The sequence below is a fragment of the Nonomuraea sp. NPDC050556 genome (assembly GCF_044457355.1).
GTDB lineage: Bacteria > Actinomycetota > Actinomycetes > Streptosporangiales > Streptosporangiaceae > Nonomuraea.
In genome coordinates this window covers 359,551-385,531 of sequence record NZ_JBITGU010000003.1, presented here as the reverse complement: position 1 = coordinate 385,531, position 25,981 = coordinate 359,551, and the positions used below count along the sequence as shown (strand labels likewise).

Below are 25,981 nucleotides of genomic sequence, written 5' to 3'. Positions count from 1 at the left end.
ACATTATTCTACCCCGGCGATCCGCAGGGCCATGTCCGCATAGGCCTCCGCGACTTCTTCAGGGCTGTACGGCACGGCCGGGCCGTACCAGGAAGCCACCCGCATCCCCATCCCGCTGATCGCCGTCATCGCCAGGAACGGGTCGGCCACGTCGAGCTCCCCCAGCAGGTCGACCAGCAACTGCCTGCCGTCCGCGCGCAGCAGCAGCGTCGTCCCGGCCAGCTCGTCGGACAGCGCGTGCAGCTCGTTGTTGGCGACCGTGGCGAGCAGCGGGTATTCGGCATGCGCGAGGACGTGCTCGCGCACGACGTTGCGCAGCCGTTCGACCGGCCCTTCTCCACCCGCCGCGAGCAGCCTGTCGTGGTGTACGGCGTGCCCCAGGTACACCAGCTCGGCCAGGACGTTCTCCTTGGCCGGAAAATGCGCATAAAGCGTGGCGGAACGGATGCCGCACGCCTGCGCCAGGTCCCTGATGGAGGTGCCGTGGAAGCCACGCTCCGCGAGCAGCCGCAGCGCCTCGCGCAGGATCGTGCCTCTGGTGCCGTCCAGCGTCACGTGCGGTGGAAGCCTTACCTCGTCGGCAGCGATACGCCTCTGGTTCATGGTTTATGGTGACCCTATCGATCGATCGGTAGGTGCATATGGACACGATAGCCGTCACCCAGTACGGCAAGGTCCGCGGCAGCCTCGACCACGGGGTCGCGCGCTACCTGGGCATCCCTTACGCCAGGCCGCCCTTCGGCCCGCATCGCTTCGGCAAGCCGGTGGAGCCCGAGCCGTGGGAGGGGGTGCGCGACGCCCTGGAGTTCGGGCCGACCGCCCCGAAGCGCCCGTACAAGCCGCCGCTCGACCGCATCCTCCCCGACCCGGACATCCCCGGCGACGACTGCCTCAACCTGAACATCTGGGCACCGCCTGCGGCGTCGAACGCCCCCGTCATGGTGTGGATCCACGGCGGCTCGCTGCGCAACGGCTCGACGCTCGTCGACATCTACGACGGCACCGCGTTCGCCCGCGACGGCGTGGTGCTGGTGACGATCAACTACCGGCTCGGCGTCGAGGGTTTCGCGGTCTTTCCCGACGCACCGAGCAACCGCGGGCTGCTCGACCAGATCGCCGCGTTGCGCTGGGTACGTGACAACATCGCGGCCTTCGGCGGCGATCCGGGCAACGTGACGGTGTTCGGGGAGTCGGCGGGGGCGATCAGCATCGGCGCGCTGGCGGCGAGCTCGCTGGCGAAGGGGTTGTTCCAGCGCGCGATCCTGCAAAGCGGCCCCCCACACGCCGTGCCGCCTGAGCGGGGCGCGAAGGTCACCCAGGCCATGGCCAAGATCCTCAGCATCGAACCGACAGCGGCGGCCTTCGCCCAGATCGACCGCGAACGCCTGCTGGACGCGCAGGTAGAGGCAACCGGAAAGGGCACGCCTTTGACCGGGGGCGTCGGTTTCGACATCGTCCTGGACGGCTCCGCCGTACCCGCGCCGCCGCTGGAGAACCTGGATCCCGACATCGCCTTGATGGTCGGCTCCAACACCGACGAATGGCGACTGTGGTTCATCCCCACCGGAATCGCCGACCGCATCAGTGGCCTGACCCTGCGCCTGGCGATGTTGAAGGTCAAGATCAAGGGCAAGGTCGCCAAGGCCTACCGCGCCAACCGCCCGAACGCGAGACCGGGCGAACTCCTCGGCGCGATGGCCACCGACCTACTCCTCCGCGCCCCCTTGGCCAAACTCGCCGACTCCCGGGACACCTGGGTGTACGAGTTCGCCTGGGGGACGGAGGTCGAACGGCTCGGTGCGTGCCATGCGCTGGAGATCGGCTTCGTCTTCGACAACCTGAACAAGAACGGCCAGCAAACCCTGACCGGCCCTAACGCCCCGCAGGAGCTGGCCGACGTGATGCACAGCGCCTGGATATCCTTCGCGACCACCGGCGACCCCGGCTGGCCCATGTGGGGCAGGGACAGAACCGTCATGATCTTCAACCACCCCACCAGCGCCCCAGGCCCCGTCCCGAGAGCCGACGAACTCGACCAGTGGGCCTGACCTGTACGGCCAACGCCCTCCCGATCGGGCGACAGCGCCGGCCGCACTACCTGCGGTCGAGGCCATAGGAGACGTGCGTAGCCAAAGGCTGACCGGCTTCCTGATACGCGCCCAAGGCAGCCCCGATGGTGGGACAGGATGGGCTTCATGATGGAGATCGACTTCCTGGCCGAATCCGACCGTGACCGTTGGGAACTGTTGGCCCGCGGCAAGGACACGTACTTCGAGGTCGAACGCGGCGACGACGACTACGAACGGACCTGGCGACGCCTGCTCGATGACCCGCGGATACGCGGGATCGGTGCCCGGCTGGACGGCAAGATGGTCGGCATCGCGCACTATCTGTTCCACGCCAGCGTCTGGTACGCCGGGAGATGCTACCTGGCGGACCTGTTCGTGGACCCTGACGTCCGGCGGCGGGGCGTCGCGACGGCCGTGATCGAGTGGGTGGCGCGGGACGCCAAGGAGCACGGCTACCCGGGCCTCTACTGGAACACGTTGGAAGACGCCCCTGCCCGCGCGCTGTACGACAAGGTGGGCAAGTTCCACAAGGGACTCATCCACTACGCCTACCGCCGCGACACGAACCAGACCTCCAGCCCGCACTGACTCGACCGGGCCGACACTCGGCGGCATAACGGTCCTCTTGACCGCTCGGGACGGGCATCGAGTCCGAAGAAGGTCTTTCGCAGGGCTGGCTCATTGGCGACGGCGTGCGCGCAACCAACTGGCCCGTCCCGACCACGCTTCTAGGCACCACGTGCGGCGGGAAGCTGCCAGAGGTGGCCCGCCCGAGCGGGACCGGGGGCGGGCGGGTGGGGGTGAGGTGGGTAGGCCGGTGGGGGGTCAGGTGGGTAGGCGGGTGGGTGGGGGTGTCTTGGGTGGGCGGGTGGGTTGGGTGGTGGACAGGTAGTTGAGGACGGCTAGGACTCGGCGGTTGCCGGGGGGTAGGGCGAGTTTGGTGAAGATGGCGGAGATCGCGCGCTCCACCGAGGCCAAGGACAAGTGCGTGCGGCCGGCTATGTCGGCGTTGGAGCGGCCCTCGGCCATCAGGGCGAGGATTTCCTGTTCGCGTGGTGTCAGCTCCTTCATCCCCACTCCCAAACCCTGAGGGAAAACCACATGTCGTGATTTGTACCACGCTGCTTAGATTCTGGTCATGAGGCCAAAAGTTCAACATCGTGGTCCAAAAGATGCGGCTGGCGTGCGGATATGTCCAGCATGAACGTCGATCTGCAGGTCACCAGGGTCGGCGCTGCGATGGTGGTTCGGTTCAATCGGCCCGAGGTGCTCAACGCCTTCCGTGACCGGAGCTACCACGAGCTCGTCCAAGCCCTCGACACCGCCGCCACCGACGACACGGTCAAGGTCGTCGTCCTCACCGGCACGGGCCGGGCCTTCTCCTCCGGCACCGATCTCAAGGAGCTTCAGGGCCACCTGGACCAACCTGAGGTGTTCAGAAGCCACGTCGACGCCCTGCAAGAGCTCACGACGCGGCTCACCCGGCACCCCAAGGTGATCATCTCGGCGGTGAACGGCATAGCCGTCGGAGTGGGTGTCGAGCTGGCGATCGCCAGTGACATCCGGATCGCCGCCGAGCAGGCCACCTTCGCCTTCAAGGAGGTCCACCGAGGCGTCTTCCCCAGCAACGGCGTCCTCTACCTGCTCCCCCGGATGATCGGTCACGGCCGAGCCGTGGATCTGCTGCTCTCCGGCGACACCATCGACGCCGCCGAGGCGCACCGCGCGGGGCTCGTCAGCCGCCTGGTCCCCGACGCGCTCGCCGAGGCCCTCGTCCTGGCGGAACGCATCGCCGCGGCCGCCCCCACCCCCGTCCGGCTGATCAAGCGCGCGATGACCCAGGTCTGGGAGCTGGACCTCCAGGAGGTGCTCGCGCTCGAGACCGACGGCCTGCTCGCCTGCCTGGACACCCCCGACCTGGCCCGGCGCGTGGCCGACTTCAACCGATGAGCCTGCACCGCGGCCTCAAGCGCCGCCACATGACCATGATCGGATTAGGCGGCGTCATCAGCGCGGGCCTGTTCGTCAGCAGCGTCAAGGTGATCGCCGACACCGGCCCTGCCGCCCTCGTCGCGTACGTGCTCGGCGGCGTGATCGTCGTCCTGGTGATGCGGATGCTCGGCGAGATGGCCGCCGCCCGCCCGTCGTCCGGCTCGTTCGCCGACTACGCCAGGCTGGCGCTGGGCGAGCGCGCCGGGTTCGTCACCGGCTGGATGTACTGGCTGTTCGCCGTCGTGGTCGTCGCCTTCGAGGCGGTCGCGGGCGCGCAGTTGCTGCAGTCGCTGGTGCCCGCCCTGCCGGTGCTGCCCGTCGCGGTCACGCTCGTGGTGGCGATCACCGCGGCGAACCTGGTGTCGGTGCGGCTGTTCGGCGAGACGGAGTTCTGGCTGGCCACCGTCAAGGTCGTGGTCATCGTGGCGTTCATCGCCGGCGGCCTGGCCTTCGTGCTGTTCAGCGACCCCGGCCTGTCCACGATGGCGGACTTCGCGCCGAAGGGCTGGGGCGCGGTCGGCGCGGCGCTGGTCACGGTGCTGTTCTCCTACTTCGGCGCGGAGATCGTCACCATCGCCGCCGCCGAGTCGGAGGAGCCGGCCAAGGAGGTGGCCAGGGCGACGGTCCGGGTGGTGTGGCGGGTGCTGATCTTCTACGTGGGCTCGGTGTTCGTGATCGTCGCGATCCTGCCGTGGGACCGGGTTCCTGCGGGCAGCCCGTTCGCCGCCGCGCTCGACCGCATCGGCGTGCCCGGCGCGCCGACGCTGATGACGGTGGTCATCCTGGTCGCGGTCCTGTCGGTGATGAACGCGGCGATGTACGGCGCTTCGCGCATCCTCACGGCGATGGCCGGTCGCTCGGACGCGCCCGGGCGGCTCGCCGCGGTCAACGCCAGGGGTGTGCCGTCCGGTGCGGTGCTGACGGGGTCGGCGCTGGGGCTGGTGCTGATGCTCGTCGCGTTCGCGGGCGACGCGTTCACCCTGCTGATCAACGTGGCTGGGCTGCTCGTCCTGGTCCTCTACATCGTCGTCGCCCTCAGCCAGCTACGCCTGCGCAAGCTCGCCACGGAGCCCCTGCCGCTGCGCATGTGGGGTCACCCCTGGCTCACGTGGCTGGTGATCGTCCTGCTCGTCCTGGCCTTCGTGGCCGTGGCCGCCTCCCCCGGCACGCTCCCCGTGGTGGCGGGCGTCGCGCTGGTGCTCGGCGGCCTGGTCATTGCCCATCTAGCGAAGAGCTGAGTGAAAGGCTGACATGCGCACCCTGATCACCGCGTCCTGCACGGCCCTGCTGCTGTTAACGACCCAAACAGCCCACGCGGGCCAAGCGGTTCCCGCCGCAGCAGCGCCCGACACCTACCAGTGCCTGCTCGACACAGCGGCCAAGCCCCCCGTCCCCGGCGCCCTGATGGAGGTGCGCGGACCAGGCGTGCGTTTCGCCGGAGCCAGCGGTGTCTTCCGTGTCGGCGGCAGGAAGCTCAAAGTCGCAGACCCCTTCCGTACGGCCAGCGTCACCAAGACCATGACCGCCGCGACCGCGCTGCGCCTGGTAGAACAGGGCAGCCTGGACGTCGACGCCCCCGTCTCCCGCTACCTGCCCGCCAAGCTCGTGGCCCGCCTCCCGCACGGCGCCCAGATCACCGTCAAGCAGCTCATCACCCACACCTCAGGCCTGGTCGACTACGTCGGCGACGACTGGATCGCCTACGTCGTCAAACACCCGCACAAAACCTGGAAGCCGGTAGAGCTGGTCGAGTGGGCGATCGCCCACGGCAAGCCGTACGGCAGGCCAGGCGCGGTCTACCACTACTCCGACACCGGCTACACGCTGCTCGGCATGGTGATGGAGGCGGCGTCGGGCAAACCCCTGCACCGCCTCTACCGCACCCTCCTGCTGAACCCCCTCGGCATGCGCGACACCTACCTGGAGTGGTGGGAACGCTCGCGCGGGGCGGTCGCCCACTCCTACCTCGGCGACGTCGACCTGCACGGCTTCAACCCGACGTTCGACACGTTCGGCGGCGGCGGCCTGGTGAGCACCGCGGCCGACCTGACCCGCTTCGTCCGCGCGCTGTTCGAAGGGAAGGTCTTCGACCGCCCGGAGACGCTGGAGGCGATGATGACCGTCACGCCGCAGAGCAGGAAGGCGGGCGAGCCGTACGGCATGGGGGTCGAGGCCCTGAGCATTGGTAAGGAGACCGTCTGGGGCCACGGCGGGCACCTGGGCGCCTTCCAGTACTACTCGGTCCAGAAGAAGGTCTCGGTCACCGGCACGCTCACGCAGGACCTGACGGTGTCGATGAAGCAGTGGGAGCAGCTGGTCGGCCGCAGCTTCCTCAGGGCGTTCGGCACCGAGGTCCCCTGTCCGTAGACCTTGGTAGCTGGTCCGCTCCTGACAAATCATCCTAGGCTGGTCAGATGGCCGAAATGATCACACCGGACGGTTCGTGGGCGTTCAACGGGGAGGTGCTGCGCATCGTCCCCGGGAGCGGGCGCGACGTGCACGAGGTACGCAAGGTGCTCGGCGAGGTGGCCATCCCGCTGGAGGCCATCGCGACGGCGACCTTCGAGCCCGCGCGCAAGGGCGGTCACCTGCGGCTGCGCCTGCGCAAGGGCGCCGACCCGCTCACGGACGCGGTCGCCGGGGCCCTCACCGCCCCGGCCGACCCGTACCGCCTGGCCGTGCCCAAGGGCAGCACCGGCGCCGCCGAGTACTTCGCCGACGAGGTGCGCGACACGCTGCAGCTCTGGCAGACGCCGGGCGGGCCGTGCGAGACGTACCTGCTGCCCGGCCCGTCGGCGCCGGTCTCGGCGACCGCGGGCGACGGAACGGTGACCTTCGACGGCGAGCGGGTGCGCCTGGAGTGGACGCTGTTCGCCAGCTCGGCCAAGGAGAAGGCGGGCCCGCAGGAGTTCGCGATCGCCGACCTGACCGGGGTGGAGTGGACGCCTCTCGCCGGGGCCGGTTATGGCAGCCTGCGTTTCCGGGTCAAGGGCGAGGGAGCGGCCAAGCAGGCGCAGGAGGACCCGCACTGCCTGTCGTGGGGCATCCAGAAGTTCGGCGGCACCACCGCGCTGGTCGCCGCCGCCGTGCTCGCCCGCCTGCCCAAGGACAAGGACCAACCCGCGGTGGAGGCTGCACCTCAGGCGGACCAGGACGTGATCATCCGCAGGCTGGGCGAACTCGGCGAGTTGCACCGCTCCGGCGTCCTCACCGACGAGGAGTTCGTCAACGCCAAACAGGCCATCCTGCGGCGCCTGTAGCCGCGGCCAGCACCGCGCCCAGCTGCACGGCGGCCAGGGTGCGCAGGGGCAGGCGGCGCGGCGCGATCTGCGCGACCGCCTCGGCGCACCAAGCGTCGAACAGCCCACCACCAGCCCGCCCACGAAAAAGCAAACCACGCGACAGCGAGAGCGACGGAGAAAACGAAAGTGGCCGCGATCGCGAGCCAACCCCCGGCTGCCCGCGCAACAGCAGGCCGAGCGCCCGCAGCCGGGTGCTGTGCCTGGCGTGCGCCAGCGCCGCCACCTCGGCCACCGTGATCACCGACGGCCCCTCCCCGGCCAGCCGTTCCCACCCCGACGCGAACCACCGCCCGATCGCGACCGTGTCGGCGAACGCCGCCATGATCGCCTCATCCCCACCTTCACCGCAAAGCCCCTCCAGCCGATCCATGTCCGCACCGATCGCCCGAGCCGCCGTCAACAACGCCCTGTCGTACGGCACGCCGTACGCGAGCCCACACGCACTCCGCAGATCCGCCCAGACCGGTACCTCCGGCACGAACGACAACGTCCCGTACCGCTGCGCATAAGCACTGAGATGCGTCCGGGAAGCCGCGGAAGGCCGGACATACACCCCGAGCCCAGGAGACGGCCATCCGAACGTGTCCGCGTGGCTCCGGCTGAGCGGCATCCCCCAGGCAGCGGTGAGCCGCTGCAACACCGTCGGCAACCCGAACGACGCCCGGTTCAGGATGAAGAACGCCCCGCCGAAGTCGGCGTTGTGCAGCGAGCACATCACCGCAGGCCGCAGCTCGCGCAGGAGCGTCTTGAGCGCGACCGTCCCCGCTGGCTGCTCGTCGCGCCCGAAAGCCGCCTCCGGGTGCTGCGCCATCGGCGGCCGGTAGAAGCCCCGGTGATAGGCGCGCAACGCGTACGGCCCGCCGTACCAGTGAGTGATCATGCGGGCAGCGCCGTCGGGATCGAGGCAGGGCAGCAGGTGCCAGGTCCGTCCCTCGCGCAGCGCCGGGCGCTCGGCCAGCAGCCTGGCCAGGTGCAACATCGTCAGGAACCCGATCGGCTCGTTGGCGTGCGGCCCGCCGATCACCAGGACGTGCCGCGCCCCGCTGCCGATGGACAGCACCCGCAGCGGCCGCCCGCCCGCCGAAGCGCCCACGCGCTCGACCCGCCACGCCCGCCGGTCGGCGCGCGCCAGCCGGAGTAACGCGTCGTCGAGCTCGGCGGGGGTCGGAATCCTGGTCATGCGGGGCAAAGAGCGCAGGTACGTCAGGACATCCGGCACTTTTCCAGGAAGCCACACGGGCGGGGAAAGTCAAGCGACAACCTTTCGCCGCTCACCTGCGTCAAACCCTGTCGAGATCACCGGCCTGCGTGCGGCGGGCGGGCTCTCCTCCGCGGAGCCGCCGCCCCGGCCAGGGGCGGCGGCTCATCTGCAGAAGAACTCCAGCAGCTCGGGAGCGAGCGCGGCCGGATCGACGTTGTGTGCCTGGCGCTCCAGGATTCGGTGGGTGGAGCCCCCGATGCCCGCTGCCACGGCCTTCCCCGCGTTGGCCATCCAGGCCGGGCTGCGGTCGCCGTTCAGCACGAGCGTGGGCTGGGTGATCGCGGCGAGCAGGCCGGACGGCAGGGCGTTGCCCGGCCCCACGACCGCGGCCTCGTAGGCGAGGGTGTGCGCCAGCGGCTCCAGCCCGGCCCCCGAGCCGGGCGGCGCCTCGGCCGCCTCGACCATGAACCGCTCGGCCGCCTCGGTCCGCCGCCCGCGCCTGACCAGGCCGGCCAGCTGCTCGGCGAAGTCGTCGGGGATCGGCGGCGCCGAGGGGTCGACGTGGTAGGGCGGCTCCCACAGCGCGAGCCTGGTGATCGCCGGGTTCCCCGCCGCCGCCCTGATCGCCAGCGCGGCGCCGGACGAGCCGCCGAACACCATCGCCGAACCGCCCACCGCCTCGATCAGCGCGGCCAGGTCCTCGACCTCCCGCTCGGCGGCGTAGGGCTGGGTGTCGCCGCTGTCGCCGCGCCCGCGCCTGTCGTAGTTCACCACGGTGAACCAGGGGGCGAGCGCGGTGGCCACGCCGTACAGGATGGGGTGGGTCCTGCCGGTGAAGGCGCCGTGGACCAGCACGACCGCCGGGCCCTCGCCCGAGCGGTCGTAGGCGATCAGGGTGCCGTCGGCCGAGCGGACCGTGTTCATTTGACGAGGCAAAGGGCCGACCACTGGTGGCCGTCGAGGTCGGCGAAGCCGCGCTGGTAGCGGACACCGTCGTTGATGGGCTCGCCGATCGCCGTGGCGCCGGCCGCGAGCGCCTTCTCTGCCATCTCGTCGACCTCGGCCGGGTTGTCGAGGCCGAACACCAGGATGACCTGGGTGGCCGCCGAGGGGTCCGCCACCTGGTTCCTGGCGTATCCGGCAAAGGTGGGCTCGGCCAGCAGCATGACCTGGGTGCGCTCGTTGATCACGACGGAGGCCATGTCGTCGGCCATGCCGAAGAGCTGGAAGCCGAGGGCGCCGAAGAAGTTCTTCGACTGGTCGAGGTCCTTGACGGGCAGGTTCACGAAGAGTGTGGTTGACATGCCTTCAGTGTGGCGAAGGGGCACGTGCGTGGCTTGTGTCCGCGTGCCACCCGCTTGACTTTCCGCGCCGGTATTCCACGGGCGGCGTGCCGTACGTCCTGCTGAACAACCGGCTGAAGTGGGCCGAGTCGACCAGCCCCCACCGTGCGGCGATCGTGCTCACGCTGGTGGCGTAGTGGACGGGGTCGGCCAGGTCCCTGCGGATGCGTTCGAGCCTGCGGTGCCTGATCCAGGCGGCCACGCCCGTCTGCTCGGCGGCGAAGAGCCGGTGGAGCTGGCGCAGCGACACGTGGTTGGCCGCTGCGACCGTGGCCGGGTCGAGGCCCGGATCGCCCAGGTTGGCCTCGATGAAGGCGTGGATGGCCACCATGAGCGTCCTGGCCTGGGCGTCGCCGCCCGGCTGCCCTGACCGCTCGGCGACCGTGGTCACGATCAGGTCGGTCACCACCCCGGCCAGCCTGGCCGCGCTGGCCGGCTCGTAGGTTTCCAGGTCGGTCGCCACCCTGGCCAGGAGGGGCGCGGCCAGCGCCGCTGCGCCGCCGTCCGTCCCGATGGCCACCGCGTTCAGATGGGCGGGTACGGCGAGCAGCTCGCGCGGCAGCGAGAACACCGCCAGCCGCACCGCCTCGTCGTAGGCGATCTCGTAGGGCCTGGTGAAGTCGTAGACCGCCAGCTCGCCCTTGCCCAGCCTGGTGGCCCTGCCGTCCTGCACCAGGTGCAGGCTGCCGGAAAGGGGCAGCAGCACCCGGTACAGCTCCGGGCTGCCGCCCCTGATCAGGCCCGGAGTGCGGTGCACGCTGTGCGGCGTCGAGGTCTGCACCATGCCGACGCCCAGCTCCCCCAGGCGGCCCGCGTCGATCTGCCCGCGCAGCGGCACATCGGGGTCGGCGCGGAAGTCGAGCGGGCCGAGGGTGTCGCAGACGATCTCGCGCCAGGCGTCATACCGGCGTGCGGACGGCACGTCCCTGGTGCGAATCAGGACTGCCATCCTCACATCCTAGGGCGAAGGCCTCTTCGGCCCACCAGACCCGATATTTCTCCGGCCCCATCGCCACCCGCAGGGCCTCGGTCTGGCTGCGCTGGGCGAGCAGCGCCGCGTGCTTCCTGTCGAGCACCTCCCCCGTGCAGGTCATCACGTAGGCGAGCCGCCCCGGCTCGGCGGGAAGGGGCGGCCCCGCGGCGCCCCACACGCCGATGCGCGCGTTGAGCGCGCCCCACCGCAGGTGGAAGCCGACCGTGGTGGTGGCGTACCAGAGGCGGCCCGGCCGTCCGGCGACCTGCCAGGCGGCGGTGGTCCAGTCGGAGACGGCCCGGTGGTCCGGGTGGCCCGTCATCCCGTCGGGGCCGAAGGTGAGCACGGTGTCCGGCCGCACCTCGTCCATGATCTGCGCGATCCTGGCGACGGCCGCCGCCCGTGGCACGTCGGCGCACCCGCCGTCGGCGTACCCCAGGAACCTGTGCTCTGCCACCCCCAGCGCGGCCAGGCTCTCGTCCAGCTCGGTACGGCGCAGCGGGCCGAGGACGTGCGGCGGCCACCGCGCCGGGTCGTCGGTGCCCCGCTCGCCCTCGGTCGCGGTGATCACCACGACGCGGCTGCCTGCCGTACGGGCCTGGGCCATCAGCCCGGCGGACAGGTAGGCCTCGTCGTCGGGGTGGGCCCACACCCCGAGGACGGTGCCTAAGTGGCTCACGCCGGAGGTGCTCAGGCCTGGGGAGCTCATGCGGGCGGGGCGAAGAACTCGAGGGCGATGCCGTCGGGGTCGCGTACGGCCATGCCCGAACCGTAGTGCGCGTCGACGATCTCGCCCCGCGAGATGCCGAGGTCATCCAGATGCTGACGCCATTTGTCGAGCTCGGCGCGGTCCGCGCAGCCGAACGCCACGTGGTCGAGCCCCGGGCTGCGCTCGTCGAACTGCCCCGGCTTGGGGTCGGGGAAGGCGTGCAGGCCGAGCAGCGTCCCGTTGTCGAGCGCGAACACCACGTGATGGAACGGCCCGGTGTCCTCGTCCAGGACGGGGTCGGCGCCGAGCAGCCTGCGGTACCAGGCGACACTGACCGGCAGGTCGGAGACGGTGAGCGCGACGTGGGTGATGGATGGGAACATGGCGAGGATCCTCCTTGGATCGGTCGCCCCCGAACATAGTTCTGCTCACCTGGCCACGACATCGGTAACTCCTACGCATCCCGGGTGCGCCGGATACCTAAGTCGGGATTACGACCACATTTGAGTAACCACGATGGCATTCGCGCCGTCACGCTCAAGTCATGAAACCCTCATGCAACGGCATCGACACCGCCACCCTGCAGGCGACCGTGGATGCGGTGCGGTCCAGACCGTCGCTGGCCCGGTTCCGTTTCCGCGTGCGCAACCGCTGGGTGTCCGGGTCGCGCAGCCAGGGCTGGATCACCGAGTTCTTCGGCGCCGGGCAGGAGCACCTGCACCGCCGGGGCGACATGGTCCTGCACGCCGACCAGCCGGCCGTCCTGGTCGGCGGCGACGAGGCCCCGGCCCCGATCGAGCACCTGCTCAACGCGCTCGCCGCGTGCCTGACGTCGTCCCTGGTCCAGGCGGCTGCGAGGGAGGGGATCAGCCTGACCGCGGTCGAATCCGCCGTGGAATGCGACGTGGACCTGCTGGCCAGTATGGGGCTGCCGCGCGGCGCCACCCCGAAGATCAGGGTGATGATGCGAGTCAAGGGCGAGGCTGCGGCTGCCGAGTTGGAAGCCCTCGTGGATGGTTCCAGGAACGCATCGCCCGTCTATGACATCATCACCAACGGGGTACCGGTCACCATTGCCATCAACACGGGATGATCCTGGCGTGAGTCGCCCGCTTCTGGAGCGCGAGGGAGAACTCGCTACGCTCGCCGACGCCGCGCGCGAGGCGGGCGCCGGGCGCGGCTGCCTGGCCCTGGTGTACGGCGAGGCCGGCATCGGCAAGTCGAGCCTGGTCGAGGCGTTGCGCCAGAGCCTGCCCGGCGACATCCGGGTGCTGGTCGGCTACTGCGACGACCTGGCGACCCCGCGCGCGCTCGGGCCCATCCGCGACCTGATCGGCAGCACCGGGCCGGAGCTGGCGCGTGCCGTACGGCAGGGCGCCGACCGCGACCGGGTGCTGGCCGCCCTGCACGCCGAGCTGAGCCAGACCGCCACGGTCCTGGTCGTCGAGGACGTGCACTGGGCCGACGACGCGACCCTCGACGTGCTGCGTTACCTGGTCAGGCGGGTCGCCTCGCTGCCCGCCGTACTCGTGCTGACCTATCGCGACGAGGCGGTGAGCAGGGAGCACCCGCTGCAGCACCTGCTCGGCTACGCCAGCGGCGCGCCCAGGCTGCACCGGCTGCCGCTGCGCCCGCTGTCCAGGCACGCGGTGCGCCAGCTGAGCGCGGGCACCATGGTCGACGCGGGCGAGCTGCACGCGGCCACGTCGGGCAACCCGTTCTTCGTCAGCGAGGTGCTGTCGTACGGCGAGGGCGGCGGGGTGCCGCCGACCGTGGTCGACGCGGTCCTGTCGCGCACGCACCTGCTGGGCGGGGCTGTCACCGACGCGCTGGAGCAGCTCGCCGTCGTGCCGACCGCGGTCGAGCGGTGGCTGGCCGACGCGCTGCTGCCGGACGGCCTGTCGGTGCTTGCTCCCGCTGAACGGCGCGGCCTGATCGGGGTCTCGGCGGCGCGGGTCGCCTTCCGGCACGAGCTGACCAGGCGGGCGATCGCCGACTCCCTGCCGGGGGCGCGGCGGGTGGAGCTCAACAAGCGCGTGCTGGCCGCCCTGCGGGCCTCCCCTGGCCGGGATCTCGCCCAGCTCGTCCACCATGCGGCTGAGGCGGGGGATCTGGCGGCGATCGACCACTTCGCCCCCGAGGCGGCCCGCGAGGCCTCGCGCGCGGGCGCGCACCGCGAGGCGGCCGCCCACTACCGGCTCGCGCTGACCAGGCAGTCCACGCCCGAGCTCCTGGAGGGGTACGCCATCGAGTGCTACACGCTCGGTGACGCCTCAGCGGCCGTGACCGCGCAGGCGGCCGCCGTCGAGCTGCGCCGCAAGCTCGACGACCAGGTCGCGCTCGGGGCGGGGTTGCGCTGGTTGTCGCGGATCAACTGGTGGGCCGGGCTGCGCCGTCCCGCGGAGACAGCGGCGCGGGAGGCCATCCAGGTGCTGGCCGGGGCGGGCGACCGCAGGCTGCTCGCCCTGGCGTACAGCAACCAGGCCCAGCTCGACGCGCTCGCCCACCGCAACCACGAGGCCATCGAGTACGGCGAGCGGGCCGTCGCGCTGTCCCGCGAGGTCGGCGACAGGGCGACCCTGTCGCACGCGCTGAACAACGTGGCGCTGGCCCGCTGGCACCTCGGCCAGGCGGCAGGGCGCGCCACGCTGGAGGACAGCCTGCGCGTCGCACTGGCGGCGGGCGAGGACGAGCACGCCTGCCGCGCCTACTGCAACCTCGTCTGGGAGCTGCTCAACGAACTGGACGTGGGCGAGGCCCGCCGCTACGTCACCGAGGGCATCGACCTGGCCGAGGGCTCGGAACACCTGGGCTTCCTCGGCTACCTCTACGTGGAGCGCGCCCTGGTCGGCTTCGCCAGCGGCCACTGGGACGAGGCCGTCGACGACGCCGAGGTCAAGCTCGACCGGCAGCTCCAGGTCACCCGCTGCGCGGCCCTGACCGTACTGGGCCGGATCCGGGTACGGCGCGGCCTGCCTGGCGGCGACGAGCTGCTCGCGACGGCCCTGCCCATCGCCGAGTCCATCGAGGAGATCGACCGGGTCGGCATGATCGCCACCGGCCGGGCGGAGGCGGCCTGGCTGCGCGGCGACCTGGTCGCGGCCGTACGGCACGCGTCTCCCGTGTACGCCTGGGCGTGCCGGGTGGGCCACACACGGCTGCGCGCGGAACTCGGCTACTGGCTGAACCGCTCGGGTTCCCCGGTCGACATCGGCCTTCCCCACCCTTTCGCTGAAAAGTGGCCGGCGGCCGCCTCGGCCTGGCACACGCTCGGCTACCCGTACGAGGAGGCCAGCGCTCTGGCGGACTCCAACGAGCCCGACCACATGCTGACCGCGCTCGGCATCCTGGACGGTCTGGGCGCCGAGCCGTTGGCCAGGATCGTGCGCGCGCGGCTGCGTGGGCACGGCGTCTCCCGCATCCCCCGCGGTCCCGCCGCTTCCACCCGCAGGAACCCGGCGGGGCTGACCGCGCGCCAGGTGGACGTGGCGCGGTTGCTGAGCCAGGGACTGACGAACGCGGAGATCGCCGAACGCCTCGTGTTGTCCGTACGGACCGTCGACAACCACGTCGCCGCGGTGCTGGCCAAGCTCGGCGCCGCGACGCGGCGCGACCTCCTGGGTTTCGACCTCTAGCTGCGCCAGCGCTGGGTACGGAACCCGCCGGTGCGCTGGAGCAGGTAGGCCAGCCTGGCGGCGGTCTCCCTGACGTCGTCATCCTGCCGACGCCGCTTGGCCGGGGCGAGGCGGGCACGGGCGTCCAGCAGCTTGGCGAGCTGCTCCGCGACCTCGGAGATGATCCGGTACCGCATGCCGAACGCGTGCAACTCCCCGTGCACGTTCTCCACCGCGTCCTCGTCGACGTGCCGCAGGAGAGGTTTGACCTTGGTGAGAAGCTGGGCATCCATGCTGGCCACAGGCGCCTTACGGCGGGCATCCCCTTCGGGGACCGCGACGAGCGCCCGGATCCGCGCGAACGCCAGTGCCCGCTCCGCCTCGTTGGTGGAGGGATGTTCGGCGAGGTCAAGCAGTCGGCGCAGCGTCTCCTGCGTTTTGTCGTCGAACATCCCGCCAGTCTATTGACCCGGATCGAGCGCCTCGCGCGCCGCCATCAACGCGAAGCCGAGCAGGTTGAGCCCTTGCCAGGTCGAGGGGGAGGCGGCGCGCTCGTCCGCGGCGGTCAGCCCGATGCCCCAGATCCGGTCCACAGGACTGGCCTCGACCAGCACCCTGTTGCGGGTGGCGAGCAGGAACTCTTTGAGCTCGGGGTGCTGTCCGAACTTGGCAACGTTGCCACGGACCACGATGTCGAAGCGCCGCGCATCCCAGACGCTCTCGTCAAAGCCCTGTACGGCCCGGCCCAGCGCTTTGGCCTCACCCGGGTGACGCGCACCGAGGATCTTGGCGGCCGTCTCGTGATCGTCGAACAGCCAGGCTTTGTGCGCCATCATGTAGTGCTCGGCGGACGCGAAAACGTGCCCGTCCTCGCTGAACTCCACGGGCCACCACTGCGACAGACACCCCGCACCGACGCGCCCGTCGTGGGTGGGCTGGTGCCCCCAGAAGAACAGATACCGCAGAGCCTGCCCCGCCCGCTCAGCGGCAACCACCTCATCCAGGGTGCCCGGAAGTCGCATATCCACCCCCGCACCGTACTGGCCGCCCGCACTCAGCCCAACCCGACCTGGGCGATCATTCAGGTGACCTCGGCTGTCTGGACCTCGCCACCCAGCAGGAAGCTCAGGACCATATGAATCGATGACCTCGACCGTGACGGCGACGGCATCGCGTGCGAGGAGCTTCCCTAGCGCTGCTTGAGGCGGAGGGCTTCCTTGCGGACCTCGGCCTGGATCGAGCGCTCGTGTTCCAACCACGCCGGGTTCTCCGACTTCAGCGCGTCGATCTCCGCCGTCGTCAACGGCCCCGTGATCCCGCCCCGCGTCAGCCCCGACACCGACACGCCCAGCTTCGCCGCCACCACCTGCTTCGGGTGCGGCCCGTTGCGGCGCAGGTCGGCGAGCCACTCGGGCGGCGACGCCTGCAGTTCGTTCAGCTCGCTCCTGGAAACCACGCCCTCCTGGAACTCGGCCGGGGTCGCCGACAGGAGCACACCCAGCTTCTTGGCCGCCGTGGCGGGCTTCATCGTCTGGGTCGTCTTCGGTTTGAGCGAGGTCATGACGTCAAGGGTAGTCAGTCGCGACCGGTTCCCCCGACATCGCTACCCTCAAGAGGTGACTGATGTGTTCCGGCTGGCGTACGCGCCCGGAGTGACCCCGGCAAAATGGGCCGCCGTCTGGGCAGAAAGGGTGCCGGAAACGCCACTCACCCTGATGACCGTCCCCGCGGCCGATATACCCGGTCTGCTGCGTACCGGCGAGGCCGAGGCGGGTTTCGTACGGCTGCCGCTCGACCGCGAAGGCCTCAACGCGATCCCGCTCTACGTGGAGACCACCGTCGTGGTGGTGCCGAAGGACCACGCTGTGACGGCCGCAGACGAGGTGACCGTAGCCGACCTGGCCGAAGAGGACGTCTTCCACCCGCTGGACGACACCATCGACTGGACGGCCAGACCAGGCCAGCCCGCCTTCGAACGCCCAGAGACAACGGCGGAGGCGATCGAGCTGGTCGCGGCGGGCGCAGGGCTGCTCGTGGTCCCGCAGTCGCTGGCCCGCCTCCACCACCGCAAGGACCTGACCTACCGCCCGGTGACGGACGCCCCGCAGTCGCAGGTGGCGCTGGCCTGGCCGGCGGGCGAGACGAGCGACCTGATGGAGGAGTTCATCGGCATCGTCCGCGGCCGGACGGCGAACAGCTCGCGCGGCCGTACCCCCACACCACCGACCAAGAAGAAACCGGCCAAGAAGGCCCGCAGACCCCGCTGACGGCACGTCCGGGAGTGCGAGCAACGGCTCCCTCTGCCGCACGACCCCAGTCTCGTCCCGACGGGCGGAAGGCCACGCGGGCGATGCCCTGGCGGTCGCCGAACGCGGTGAGGAGCCTGCCCGTCCTCGCCGCCGCCTAGGAGCGCCGCCGCTCGCGGACCCCCGCCTCGATCCGCAACCCCACACCGACCAGCGCCAGGACCCACAGCCCGACGAGCCACGGCCACGGAGGGGGGCCGCTGCCGAAGACCAGGATCCCGAACGAAAAGATGACACCGGCGACCATGCCCAGAGTTCCGACGAATCGAACCGACTCAAAGTTCTCGGGGATGGAGGGGTCCTCGGATTCCGTCATGACCGCGAGCATCTCATGCGATCGCCACACGGAACCTGGCCGGTGACTTCACGAGGAGATACCCCACCATCCAGAACTCCGCCACCGTGGCAGGAATGATGGCGAACGGGGCGATCGTCGGGGCGATGTCAGGCACGAGGAAGCGAGCCAGCATGTCGACGATGTACCCCGCGCACCCGACGACAAGCAGAACGGCAAGCGCTTTCGGGAACCGCCCCGACTTGTAGGCGAGATACCCGAGCGGCAGCAGCCAGAGCCCGAAGAACACCTGGGCGACCAGATACCCGTTGACCCGCAGGTTGAGGAACAGCAGGACCAGGGTCTCCGACCCCACCTGCCCCAACCCCGCAGCGTAGGACCCGTCCATGGCGACCAGCAGCGCCGCGAAGTAGTTGATCAGCGCCGCTCCCATGATCGCCGCCCCGGTCCCGACGAAGAGGACCATCACCCCGGCCACCCACTTCCCCACGTGCGCGAGCAGCCGGTAGAACGCGACCCCGAGCAGCACCCAGCAGGTGAGCCCCAGGATCTCGCCGACGAACCCGACCCTGGCCAGCGTCTCGTTGGCGAGGAGATTCCTGGTGGTGGCGACCGCGTCACCGGTCACCATGACCCTTTCGGTCAGCAGAAGGAACGGCAGGCCGCTGAACACGGCGAGTAAGAGGTACAGCACTCCGGTGATTCTGGACACGATTCACTCCTCGGGATATTGGAAGACGGCGTCGAGAGGGACGCCGAAGACTCTGGCGATCTGGAAGGCGACTTCCAGGGAGGGCGAGTAGCGGCCCTGTTCGATGGCGATGACGGTCTGCCTGGTGACGTCGAGCCGCCGAGCCAGGTCTGCCTGGGTCATCTCGCCGTGGGCGAACCTGAGCGCCCTGATCGAGTTGGTGACCTTGGTCGGCTTCCCCATACCTAGAGCCCCCGCCGATAGGCGACGATCTTCAGCACGGTCCCGACACAGGTGGAGAGGGTAAGCGCCGCATAGATGGCACTGGCTATCCAGAACGACGCAGCGTCCACCATCGCCAGCCCCAGCGGCACCACCATGCAAACCCCGAGAACAACCCCCCCGACGTACTCCCCGAACCGATGGATCTCCCGATCCCGGGCATCCCCCTTGTGGGTCTCACTCGGTTTAGCGATCTCCAGAAGGATCCGCCCGACGATCGACGCCCCGATCGCGATCCCGATGCACCAGAGCATCGGCGCCACGAACCCGGAGGCCGGCCGCCCCAGCATGACCACGACATAGCCCGCGAAGGCCCCAACCGTGGCCAGCAGGTAGACCCACGTGCCCTTCTCTTCGTACGACATAGTGGCAATGTAAAAGAAACCAGACACCACGTCAAGAATTTTTAACACCAGCATGGCAGACGGGCAGATCGAGTACGCCGACCTGACCGCCTTGATTCACACCATGGCAAAATGCCCAGCCAGGCGTACTGCTCGCACCTGGCGATCAGTTGATCGATGAGGAGTCAGGCGATGTTCTTGATCGCCAGAGTCGGCGAGGACCTGCTCGTCTCTGCCAGGTGGCTGGCGCTGGCGCAACCGAGTCAGGTCAATGCCTCAGGTTCGATGACTCACTACCGTCCACGCGGACGAGACGACCTACCCAAGACCTGATGGCACGTAAATGGCACGAAGCCCGGTAGCAAGATCGCTACCGGGCTTCTGAGTGCAGGTGGGCGGTACTGGTTTCGAACCAGTGACCCCTCGCTTGTAAGGCGAGTGCTCTACCCCTGAGCTAACCGCCCCTGATCGGCACTACACCTTACGACACCGCAGGCGCCGATCGCACATCCAAATCCCACCCAGGCCCCAACTCCGGACGCCCCGCCGCGCGCCAGCCCAGCAACGACGCCCCCAACATCCCCGCGTCCACCCCCAACGCCGCCGGAACCAGCGGCGGCGCGTCACGGAACGCCAGGCGCTTCACCAACCGCGTACGCACCGGGTCGAACAAGGCAGGACCGGCTTCGGCCAGGCCGCCGCCGAGGACGATCACCGAGGGGTCCAGCAACAGCGTGTACGTGGCCAGGGCCAAGGAGAGGGCCTCTACGGCTTCGTCCCATACCTCTACGGCGATCGGGTCGTCCGAGGAGACCACCTGCTCGGCGCGTACGCCCTCCAGGCCTGCGCGGAGGCTGTAACGGCGGCCTACCGAGGCGGCCGACGCGTACGTCTCCAGGCAGCCGAACTGCCCGCACGCGCACTCCTCCCCGTCAGGAAAGACCGGGATGTGGCCGATCTCGCCGCCCCACCCCGAGGCTCCGCCGTACGGAGCACCGTTCAGGACCATCGCTCCCGCGATGCCCGTCCCGATGGGCAGGAAAAGGAAGTCCGAGACCCCGCGACCAGCCCCGAGCACGCTCTCGGCGAGCCCGCCGGTCTGCACGTCGTGTCCCAGCATGACGGGTACGTCCAGCGTGGTGAACTCCGAGGCGGGCACGTCGCGCCACCCGATGTTGGCCGAGTAGACCGCCGTCGAGGGCGAGACCAGCCCGGGTACGGCCAGCCCGACCCCGTCAGGGGTGCCGCCGCCCAGCGAGGCCAGGTGCGTGATGAAGTCGCGGATCGTCGCCACGACCGCCCCAGGACCTTCGGACCTGGGGGTGGGACGCCGCTCGGTGAGCAACACGGTGCCTGCCGAGTCGACGAGGCCGCCCTTCATGGACGTGCCACCGACGTCGAGCGCTACGACGTAAGAACTCATGGCATCCCCTCGCTGGTGAACGGCACAGAACGATAGCGCAGGATGCCGATAAATCAGCACATCAGGTACGGCCGAGCACCCGATTCAGCGCTGCTTCCACCTCGGCGGACAGCCCGGGCGGCGCCCCCGAGGTCACCAGCTCCCGGGAAGCCTGCGCCAGCCGTACAGATCCGCAGGCACGGCACTCGACCTCGCCCAGCCGGCAGATCAGCGCCGTGGACGCGCACGAGGCGCACGCGTCGAGGTCGAGGTCATGCTCCCGTTGGCAGTCCGGGCAGATCAGCACCTGGGTCTCGGCGCGCACCCCGCGCTTCCACGGGCTCGCGCCGCGCACCGGGTCGGTCTGCCGGGCCCCGCAGCGATAGCAGGGCATCGCTTCCTCCGTTAAGAAAGGGCTTTGAGGTAGTCGGCGACGTCACGCGGCTGGGAGATCGGGTTCACGATCGACCACTGGATCACGCCGTCGCCATCGAGGATGAAGGTTCCGCGGAGCGCGAACCCTCTTTCCTCGTCGAAGACACCGTACGCCCGAGCGACCTGTCCGTGTGGCCAGAAATCGGAGAGCAGTGGGAACGAAAAATGCTCCTGGTCCGCCCAGGCACGCTGGGTGAAAACGGAGTCCACTGAGACGGCGAGGACTTCGGCGGGCAACCGCGCGGAAGACAGCGCCGCCAGCTCACTGGTGCACACGCCGCTGAAGGCGAGCGGGAAGAAGACCAGCACGACGCGCCGCCCCCGCAGGCCGGAGAGCCTGACGGGGACGCCGTGCTGGTCCTTCAGCTCGAAATCCGGAGCCAAGGAGCCCTGAGGAACAGCCATGGATCGCTAGCGTCGCCCCTTGGGTGCGACGAGTCTGGTCCCCGACCAGTCGGACGTGGCGGAGATGCTGCTGGTCTGGGAGAGGCCGGCCGTAGTGGCGTCCTCACCGATGTCGCTGGGCTCCACATGGCCGTCACGGCCGGCCTTGGGAGTCAGCAGCCAGATCTGGCCGCCCTCAGCGAGTGAACGCAGGGCGTCGCTCAGCGCGTCGAAGAGATCTCCGTCGCCGTCGCGCCACCACATGAGCACCACGTCGACGACGTCGTAGCTCTCCTCGTCCAGCATCTCGTTACCGGTCAGGTCCTCGATGGACTCGCGAAGCTCCTGATCGGAGTCCTCGTCCCAACCGATCTCCTGCACCACCTGACCTGGCTTGAGGCCAAGTCGTTCGGCCAGGCCGCGTTCGCCTTGCGCCTGACCCGCGGTCGCGCTCACTTGTATCCCTCCTGGTATGGGTTATCGCTTCGGGACAGTCCACACGCTGTGACCCTCAGTCGTCAACGGTCGCCACGGGGTCAGCCGCGGTCGACAAGAATCAATCAGACAAAAACGACAGGCGAACCTGGCGTTCACGGTTGTCGACGTTCAGGTCGACGATGGCGATGGACTGCCACGTGCCCAGCGCGAGCTTCCCACTGATGACGGGGATAGTCGCGTAGGGCGGTATGAGACCGGGCATCACATGTGACCGGCCGTGGCCGCGCGATCCGTGCGCGTGCCGCCAGCGGTCGTCTGCGGGCAGAAGGTCACCGAGCGCTGCGAGCAGGTCGTCGTCGCTGCCCGCGCCGAGTTCGATGATCGCCACGCCCGCTGTCGCGTGCGGGACGAAGACGTGCAGCAGACCGTCGCCCTGCGTGCGCGCGAAGGCCTCGCACTCGGAGGTGATGTCGTACACCCGCTCCTTCGAACCCGTCGTCACCTCGATGACCTGTGATCTCACACGGAAATCCTACTTCGGCACGACCACCGCGTCAGGTCCGGGAAACACCAGGCGGGTGTGCCCGTCGTCGAAACGGACCACGTACGGTGGCCCGCCCCCGGCGCCTTTCACCTCGATGATCTCGCCGCGCCGGTCCGCGTCGCCAACGGTCTTGCCGTGCACGAGCAGCCGGTCTCCCACGGTCGCGTTCATATCCCCACACTCGTACGGCACGGCCCGCAAGGAAAGCCCCTCCCCCAAAGAGGGGTGGGGCAATCAACGCCAAAACGTTACGGGCCCAGGGCCGGGGTGACCGTCACACCATCTTCCCTATAGCGGCCGGGGAGATCCTCGAAGGCGGGGCGACGGTATATTCGCGAAGCCTCCCGGCGGCCCTCCGAAGGGCGCCCGGAAATTTCGTGGCTTTTCTAGTCTTGATAAATCGTCGCCCCAGGGTAACCTTTGGTGGCGATTCGTCCTACCATCGGTGGTCTAGGCCACTTGTGGTGGCCTGCCAGCAGGGACGTTCTGGTTACCGGTGAGTAGAGATGCACTTTCCGGAGTTAGCGACCAGGATGGAAGGCGACCCAGACCAGACATCAGTCCACCTCGGAAGGCGAGACCCAGTGGCTTCCGGACGCCAGCGTTTCTCGATCATCAGCGACGGCCTACCCAGCCAGCTGCCTGATGTCGACCCCAGCGAGACCAACGAGTGGCTCGAGTCGCTCGACAACGTCGTCAAGACGGAGGGCCGTACCCGGGCCCGCTATCTGATGCTCCGCATGCTGGAGCGCGCCCGCGAGCACCAGGTCGGTGTGCCCGGTCTGCGCAGCACCGACTACATCAACACCATCCCGCCGGAGCGCGAGCCCTGGTTCCCCGGTGACGAGCACGTCGAGCGGCGCATCCGCGCCTACATCCGGTGGAACGCGGCCGTCATGGTCTCCCGCGCCAACGCGCGCACCAACGTCGGCGGTCACATCGCGACCTACGCCTCGGCCGCCTCCCTCTACGAAGTGGGCTTCAACCACTTCTTCCGCGGCAAGGACCACGGCGAGTCGGGCGACCAGGTCTTCTTCCAGGGTCACGCGGCTCCGGGCATCTACGCCCGCGCCTTCCTGGAGGGCCGTCTCAACGAGGCGCAGCTCGACGCGTTCCGCCAGGAGCTGAGCCACGGCTTCCACGGGCTGCCCAGCTACCCGCACCCGCGGCTCATGCCCGACTTCTGGGAGTTCCCGACCGTCTCCATGGGCCTGGGCCCGATCGGCGCGATCTACCAGGCGCGGTTCAACCGCTACCTGCTCAACCGCCAGATCAAGGACACGTCGAGAAGCCACGTATGGGCCTTCCTCGGCGACGGCGAGATGGACGAGCCCGAGTCGCTCGGCGCGATCGGCCTGGCCTCGCGCGAGGAGCTCGACAACCTCACCTTCGTCATCAACTGCAACCTGCAGCGGCTCGACGGTCCGGTGCGCGGCAACGGCAAGATCATCCAGGAGCTGGAGTCCTACTTCCGCGGCGCCGGATGGAACGTCATCAAGGTCGTCTGGGGCCGTGACTGGGACCCGCTGCTGGCGGCCGACGTCGACGGCGTGCTGGTCAACCAGATGAACACCACGCCAGACGGGCAGTTCCAGACCTACTCCGTGGAGTCCGGCGGCTACATCCGCGACAACTTCTTCGGCGGCGACCCGCGCCTGCGCAAGATGGTCGAGCACCTGACCGACGACGACATCCGCAAGCTGTCGCGCGGCGGCCACGACTACCGCAAGGTCTACGCGGCGTTCAAGGCGGCCCGCGAGCACGTCGGCCAGCCGACGGTCATCCTGGCCCAGACCATCAAGGGCTGGACGCTCGGCAAGGACTTCGAGGCGCGCAACGCGACGCACCAGATGAAGAAGATGTCCAAGGCCGAGCTGAAGGAGTTCCGCGACCGGCTCTACCTGCCGATCCCCGACTCCGCGCTCGAAGGCGACCTCCCTCCGTACTTCCACCCCGGGGAGAACGACGAGGAGATCGCCTACATGAAGGAGCGGCGCGCGGCCCTCGGCGGCGTGCTGCCCAAGCGCGTGCTCCGCGCCAAGCCCGTCAAGCTGCCCGGCGACGACGTCTACAAGCAGTTCGCCAAGGGCTCGGGCAAGCAGCAGGTCGCCACGACGATGGGCTTCGTCCGGCTGCTCAAGGACCTCATGCGCGACAAGGAGATCGGCCACCGCTTCGTGCCGATCATCCCGGACGAGGCGCGCACGTTCGGTCTCGACGCGATGTTCCCGACCGCGAAGATCTACAACCCGCACGGCCAGACGTACGAGGCCGTGGACCGCGAGCTCCTGCTGTCCTACAAGGAGTCGGTCACCGGGCAGATCCTGCACGAGGGCATCAACGAGGCCGGTTCCATGGCCTCGACCACGGCCGTCGGCACGTCGTACGCGACGCACGGCGAGCACATGATCCCGATCTACATCTTCTACTCGATGTTCGGCTGGCAGCGCACCGGCGACCAGATGTGGCAGATGGCCGACCAGATGACCCGCGGGTTCCTGGTGGGCGCCACGGCCGGCCGTACGACGCTGAACGGCGAGGGGCTGCAGCACGAGGACGGGCACACGCCGCTCATCGCCTCGACGAACCCGGCGGCCGTCTCCTACGACCCGAGCTGGGCCTACGAGACCGCCTACATCGTCAAGGACGGCCTGCGCCGCATGTACGGCGAGCAGCAGGAGAACGTGTTCTACTACCTCACCGTCTACAACGAGCCGTACATCCAGCCCGCCGAGCCGGCGAACCTCGACGTCGGGGGGCTGCTCAAGGGGCTGTACAAGTTCGCCGACGCTCCTTCGGCCGAGGGCCCGAAGGCCAACATCCTCTCGTCGGGTGTGGCCGGGCCGTGGGCGGTCGAGGCGCAGCGGCTGCTGGCCCAGGACTGGGGCGTGTCGGCCACGCTGTGGTCGGCGACGTCGTGGTCGGAGCTGCGGCGCGAGGCGCTGGCGTGCGAGGAGCACAACCTGCTCAACCCGGAGTCGGAGCAGCGCGTCCCCTACGTCACGACGGCCCTGAAGGACGCCCAGGGGCCGTTCGTCGGGGTCAGCGACTACATGAAGGCCGTGCAGGACCAGATCGCGCAGTGGGTGCCGGGTGACTGGTCGTCGCTGGGGACCGACGGGTTCGGGCTGTCGGACACGCGGTCGGCGCTGCGGCGCCACTTCCACGTGGACGCGGCGTCGATCACGCTGGCGGTGCTCACGCAGCTGGTGCGGCGGGGTGAGCTGGGCGCTGACGTGCTGCGCGAGGCGATCGCGAAGTACCACCTGAAGAACGGCGTCACCGAGGCAGGCGGCGCCGAGAGCAACGACACCCAGTCAATGGGCGTCTGAGAAGAAGCTCGGGCTGGGGCCAGTAAGGCCCAGCCCGTTCTTCTTTTGGTACGGCGAAGCCAGGAGACGCCCAGTCGCCGCACGGGGCTGAGGGCCTCCAGGGACACGCGACGACGACCGTGCACGGCTGGCCGCCGTAACGCCGCCACAGGGACGCCGTGACGGCGGCCCGCCACGTCCGCTCGGTGAGCGTCACCCTCCCGACGGGGCCCGCCACCTGCGGCGGGTGGCGCGTCCCACGGCTCCGCCGTACAAGATCTGAAGTTCTTTGAAAAAGGCGCGTCATAGTTTCGGGTGCGCACCGTGAGACGTATTGAGGCGGCGC

The 25,981-nt window shown here is 69.4% G+C and carries 32 protein-coding genes and 1 tRNA gene; 11 read left to right on the top strand and 22 right to left on the bottom strand.

From position 1 onward, the window contains the following. Window positions 1–3: 3 nt before the first annotated feature. The gene (locus tag ACIBG8_RS30930; RefSeq protein WP_397346543.1) at window positions 4–603 is read right to left on the bottom strand and encodes a TetR/AcrR family transcriptional regulator; all 600 of its coding nucleotides are present in this window, start codon (window positions 601–603) and stop codon (window positions 4–6) included. Window positions 604–641: 38 nt separating this feature from the next. Here ACIBG8_RS30930 and ACIBG8_RS30925 point away from each other — a divergent pair, with 38 nt between their 5' ends. After that, window positions 642–2,048 carry a carboxylesterase/lipase family protein gene (locus ACIBG8_RS30925; RefSeq protein ID WP_397346542.1) on the top strand — a complete coding sequence of 469 codons (1,407 nt, stop codon included), beginning with the start codon at window positions 642–644 and terminating at the stop codon, window positions 2,046–2,048. A gap of 147 nt (window positions 2,049–2,195) precedes the next feature. After that, window positions 2,196–2,657, top strand: a complete 462-nt coding sequence (locus ACIBG8_RS30920; RefSeq protein WP_397346541.1) for a GNAT family N-acetyltransferase — start codon at window positions 2,196–2,198, stop codon at window positions 2,655–2,657. Between the two features lie 237 nt (window positions 2,658–2,894). On the opposite strand, the gene ACIBG8_RS30915 is transcribed toward ACIBG8_RS30920, so the two are convergent. Then, complete coding sequence (locus ACIBG8_RS30915; protein WP_397346540.1) at window positions 2,895–3,140, bottom strand: response regulator transcription factor; 246 nt, start codon at window positions 3,138–3,140, stop codon at window positions 2,895–2,897. A gap of 129 nt (window positions 3,141–3,269) precedes the next feature. Here ACIBG8_RS30915 and ACIBG8_RS30910 point away from each other — a divergent pair, with 129 nt between their 5' ends. From ACIBG8_RS30910 to ACIBG8_RS30895, 4 genes are read left to right on the top strand one after another with little or no spacing between them, the layout of a single operon-like run. Then, window positions 3,270–4,019: an enoyl-CoA hydratase/isomerase family protein gene (locus ACIBG8_RS30910; RefSeq protein ID WP_397346539.1), complete on the top strand. Its 750-nt coding sequence runs from the start codon at window positions 3,270–3,272 to the stop codon at window positions 4,017–4,019. Next, complete coding sequence (locus tag ACIBG8_RS30905; protein ID WP_397346538.1) at window positions 4,016–5,299, top strand: amino acid permease; 1,284 nt, start codon at window positions 4,016–4,018, stop codon at window positions 5,297–5,299. The genes ACIBG8_RS30910 and ACIBG8_RS30905 overlap by 4 nt, the downstream gene beginning before the upstream one ends. A 13-nt stretch (window positions 5,300–5,312) precedes the next feature. Beyond that, the gene (locus ACIBG8_RS30900; protein WP_397346537.1) at window positions 5,313–6,428 is read left to right on the top strand and encodes a serine hydrolase domain-containing protein; all 1,116 of its coding nucleotides are present in this window, start codon (window positions 5,313–5,315) and stop codon (window positions 6,426–6,428) included. 47 nt (window positions 6,429–6,475) lie between these two features. Further along, window positions 6,476–7,321: a DUF4429 domain-containing protein gene (locus tag ACIBG8_RS30895; RefSeq protein ID WP_397346536.1), complete on the top strand. Its 846-nt coding sequence runs from the start codon at window positions 6,476–6,478 to the stop codon at window positions 7,319–7,321. On the opposite strand, the gene ACIBG8_RS30890 is transcribed toward ACIBG8_RS30895, so the two are convergent. From ACIBG8_RS30890 to ACIBG8_RS30865, 6 genes are all read right to left on the bottom strand, one after another. After that, the gene (locus ACIBG8_RS30890) at window positions 7,287–8,543 is read right to left on the bottom strand and encodes a M14 family zinc carboxypeptidase (RefSeq protein ID WP_397346535.1); all 1,257 of its coding nucleotides are present in this window, start codon (window positions 8,541–8,543) and stop codon (window positions 7,287–7,289) included. The two genes, ACIBG8_RS30895 and ACIBG8_RS30890, sit on opposite strands and share 35 nt — an antisense overlap. Window positions 8,544–8,726: 183 nt before the next feature. Then, on the bottom strand, window positions 8,727–9,488 hold the full coding sequence (locus ACIBG8_RS30885; RefSeq protein ID WP_397346534.1) for an alpha/beta fold hydrolase: 762 nt from the start codon (window positions 9,486–9,488) through the stop codon (window positions 8,727–8,729). After that, window positions 9,485–9,868, bottom strand: a complete 384-nt coding sequence (locus tag ACIBG8_RS30880; RefSeq protein ID WP_397346533.1) for a VOC family protein — start codon at window positions 9,866–9,868, stop codon at window positions 9,485–9,487. Before ACIBG8_RS30880 ends, ACIBG8_RS30885 begins: the two co-directional genes overlap by 4 nt. 4 nt (window positions 9,869–9,872) lie before the next feature. After that, window positions 9,873–10,856 (bottom strand): helix-turn-helix domain-containing protein, encoded by a 984-nt coding sequence (locus tag ACIBG8_RS30875; RefSeq protein WP_397346532.1) that lies wholly within the window; start codon window positions 10,854–10,856, stop codon window positions 9,873–9,875. Next, window positions 10,807–11,559, bottom strand: coding sequence for a PIG-L deacetylase family protein (locus tag ACIBG8_RS30870; protein WP_397346531.1), 753 nt, complete (start codon window positions 11,557–11,559; stop codon window positions 10,807–10,809). Before ACIBG8_RS30870 ends, ACIBG8_RS30875 begins: the two co-directional genes overlap by 50 nt. A gap of 26 nt (window positions 11,560–11,585) precedes the next feature. Beyond that, window positions 11,586–11,972, bottom strand: a complete 387-nt coding sequence (locus ACIBG8_RS30865; protein ID WP_397346530.1) for a VOC family protein — start codon at window positions 11,970–11,972, stop codon at window positions 11,586–11,588. Window positions 11,973–12,133: 161 nt separating this feature from the next. Between ACIBG8_RS30865 and ACIBG8_RS30860 the strand changes: the two genes are divergently transcribed. Both ACIBG8_RS30860 and ACIBG8_RS30855 read left to right on the top strand, forming a co-directional pair. Further along, window positions 12,134–12,682: an OsmC family protein gene (locus tag ACIBG8_RS30860; protein WP_397346529.1), complete on the top strand. Its 549-nt coding sequence runs from the start codon at window positions 12,134–12,136 to the stop codon at window positions 12,680–12,682. Window positions 12,683–12,689: 7 nt separating this feature from the next. After that, window positions 12,690–15,224: an ATP-binding protein gene (locus ACIBG8_RS30855; protein ID WP_397346528.1), complete on the top strand. Its 2,535-nt coding sequence runs from the start codon at window positions 12,690–12,692 to the stop codon at window positions 15,222–15,224. Here ACIBG8_RS30855 and ACIBG8_RS30850 read toward each other — a convergent pair. Both ACIBG8_RS30850 and ACIBG8_RS30845 read right to left on the bottom strand, forming a co-directional pair. Further along, window positions 15,221–15,655 (bottom strand): hypothetical protein, encoded by a 435-nt coding sequence (locus ACIBG8_RS30850; RefSeq protein ID WP_397346527.1) that lies wholly within the window; start codon window positions 15,653–15,655, stop codon window positions 15,221–15,223. The genes ACIBG8_RS30855 and ACIBG8_RS30850 overlap by 4 nt on opposite strands. 9 nt (window positions 15,656–15,664) lie before the next feature. Beyond that, a complete protein-coding gene (locus ACIBG8_RS30845) occupies window positions 15,665–16,225 on the bottom strand; it encodes an NADAR family protein (protein WP_397347807.1) in 561 nt (186 codons plus the stop codon). Window positions 16,226–16,342: 117 nt separating this feature from the next. Between ACIBG8_RS30845 and ACIBG8_RS30840 the strand changes: the two genes are divergently transcribed. After that, complete coding sequence (locus ACIBG8_RS30840; protein WP_397347806.1) at window positions 16,343–16,396, top strand: excalibur calcium-binding domain-containing protein; 54 nt, start codon at window positions 16,343–16,345, stop codon at window positions 16,394–16,396. Here ACIBG8_RS30840 and ACIBG8_RS30835 read toward each other — a convergent pair. Further along, complete coding sequence (locus ACIBG8_RS30835) at window positions 16,393–16,764, bottom strand: DUF5997 family protein (RefSeq protein ID WP_397346526.1); 372 nt, start codon at window positions 16,762–16,764, stop codon at window positions 16,393–16,395. The two genes, ACIBG8_RS30840 and ACIBG8_RS30835, sit on opposite strands and share 4 nt — an antisense overlap. Window positions 16,765–16,819: 55 nt before the next feature. On the opposite strand from ACIBG8_RS30835, the gene ACIBG8_RS30830 reads away from it, so the two are divergent. Further along, entirely contained in the window at window positions 16,820–17,470 is a 651-nt protein-coding gene (locus ACIBG8_RS30830) for a LysR family substrate-binding domain-containing protein (protein ID WP_397346525.1), read from the top strand. Window positions 17,471–17,606: 136 nt separating this feature from the next. Here ACIBG8_RS30830 and ACIBG8_RS30825 read toward each other — a convergent pair whose 3' ends face one another. From ACIBG8_RS30825 to ACIBG8_RS30775, 11 genes are all read right to left on the bottom strand, one after another. Then, entirely contained in the window at window positions 17,607–17,825 is a 219-nt protein-coding gene (locus ACIBG8_RS30825) for a hypothetical protein (protein ID WP_397346523.1), read from the bottom strand. Between the two features lie 13 nt (window positions 17,826–17,838). After that, window positions 17,839–18,516, bottom strand: a complete 678-nt coding sequence (locus tag ACIBG8_RS30820) for a DUF4386 domain-containing protein (protein ID WP_397346522.1) — start codon at window positions 18,514–18,516, stop codon at window positions 17,839–17,841. Window positions 18,517–18,519: 3 nt separating this feature from the next. Continuing rightward, window positions 18,520–18,738: a helix-turn-helix transcriptional regulator gene (locus ACIBG8_RS30815; RefSeq protein WP_397346521.1), complete on the bottom strand. Its 219-nt coding sequence runs from the start codon at window positions 18,736–18,738 to the stop codon at window positions 18,520–18,522. A 2-nt stretch (window positions 18,739–18,740) separates the two neighbouring features. Beyond that, complete coding sequence (locus ACIBG8_RS30810; RefSeq protein WP_397346520.1) at window positions 18,741–19,142, bottom strand: hypothetical protein; 402 nt, start codon at window positions 19,140–19,142, stop codon at window positions 18,741–18,743. Window positions 19,143–19,513: 371 nt separating this feature from the next. Then, window positions 19,514–19,585 (bottom strand) — tRNA-Val (locus tag ACIBG8_RS30805). A 17-nt stretch (window positions 19,586–19,602) separates the two neighbouring features. Next, entirely contained in the window at window positions 19,603–20,544 is a 942-nt protein-coding gene (locus tag ACIBG8_RS30800; protein ID WP_397346519.1) for an ROK family protein, read from the bottom strand. 61 nt (window positions 20,545–20,605) lie between these two features. Further along, window positions 20,606–20,917: a hypothetical protein gene (locus ACIBG8_RS30795; protein ID WP_397346518.1), complete on the bottom strand. Its 312-nt coding sequence runs from the start codon at window positions 20,915–20,917 to the stop codon at window positions 20,606–20,608. Between the two features lie 11 nt (window positions 20,918–20,928). After that, complete coding sequence (locus ACIBG8_RS30790; RefSeq protein WP_397346517.1) at window positions 20,929–21,363, bottom strand: peroxiredoxin; 435 nt, start codon at window positions 21,361–21,363, stop codon at window positions 20,929–20,931. Between the two features lie 6 nt (window positions 21,364–21,369). Next, entirely contained in the window at window positions 21,370–21,798 is a 429-nt protein-coding gene (locus tag ACIBG8_RS30785; protein ID WP_397346516.1) for a DUF3052 domain-containing protein, read from the bottom strand. A gap of 100 nt (window positions 21,799–21,898) precedes the next feature. Next, window positions 21,899–22,303 carry a YjbQ family protein gene (locus ACIBG8_RS30780; protein WP_397346515.1) on the bottom strand — a complete coding sequence of 135 codons (405 nt, stop codon included), beginning with the start codon at window positions 22,301–22,303 and terminating at the stop codon, window positions 21,899–21,901. A 9-nt stretch (window positions 22,304–22,312) separates the two neighbouring features. Then, entirely contained in the window at window positions 22,313–22,495 is a 183-nt protein-coding gene (locus tag ACIBG8_RS30775; protein ID WP_397346514.1) for a DUF1918 domain-containing protein, read from the bottom strand. Between the two features lie 413 nt (window positions 22,496–22,908). Between ACIBG8_RS30775 and aceE the strand changes: the two genes are divergently transcribed. Next, complete coding sequence (aceE, locus tag ACIBG8_RS30770; protein ID WP_397346513.1) at window positions 22,909–25,656, top strand: pyruvate dehydrogenase (acetyl-transferring), homodimeric type; 2,748 nt, start codon at window positions 22,909–22,911, stop codon at window positions 25,654–25,656. The last annotated feature ends 325 nt before the right edge of the window (window positions 25,657–25,981 follow it).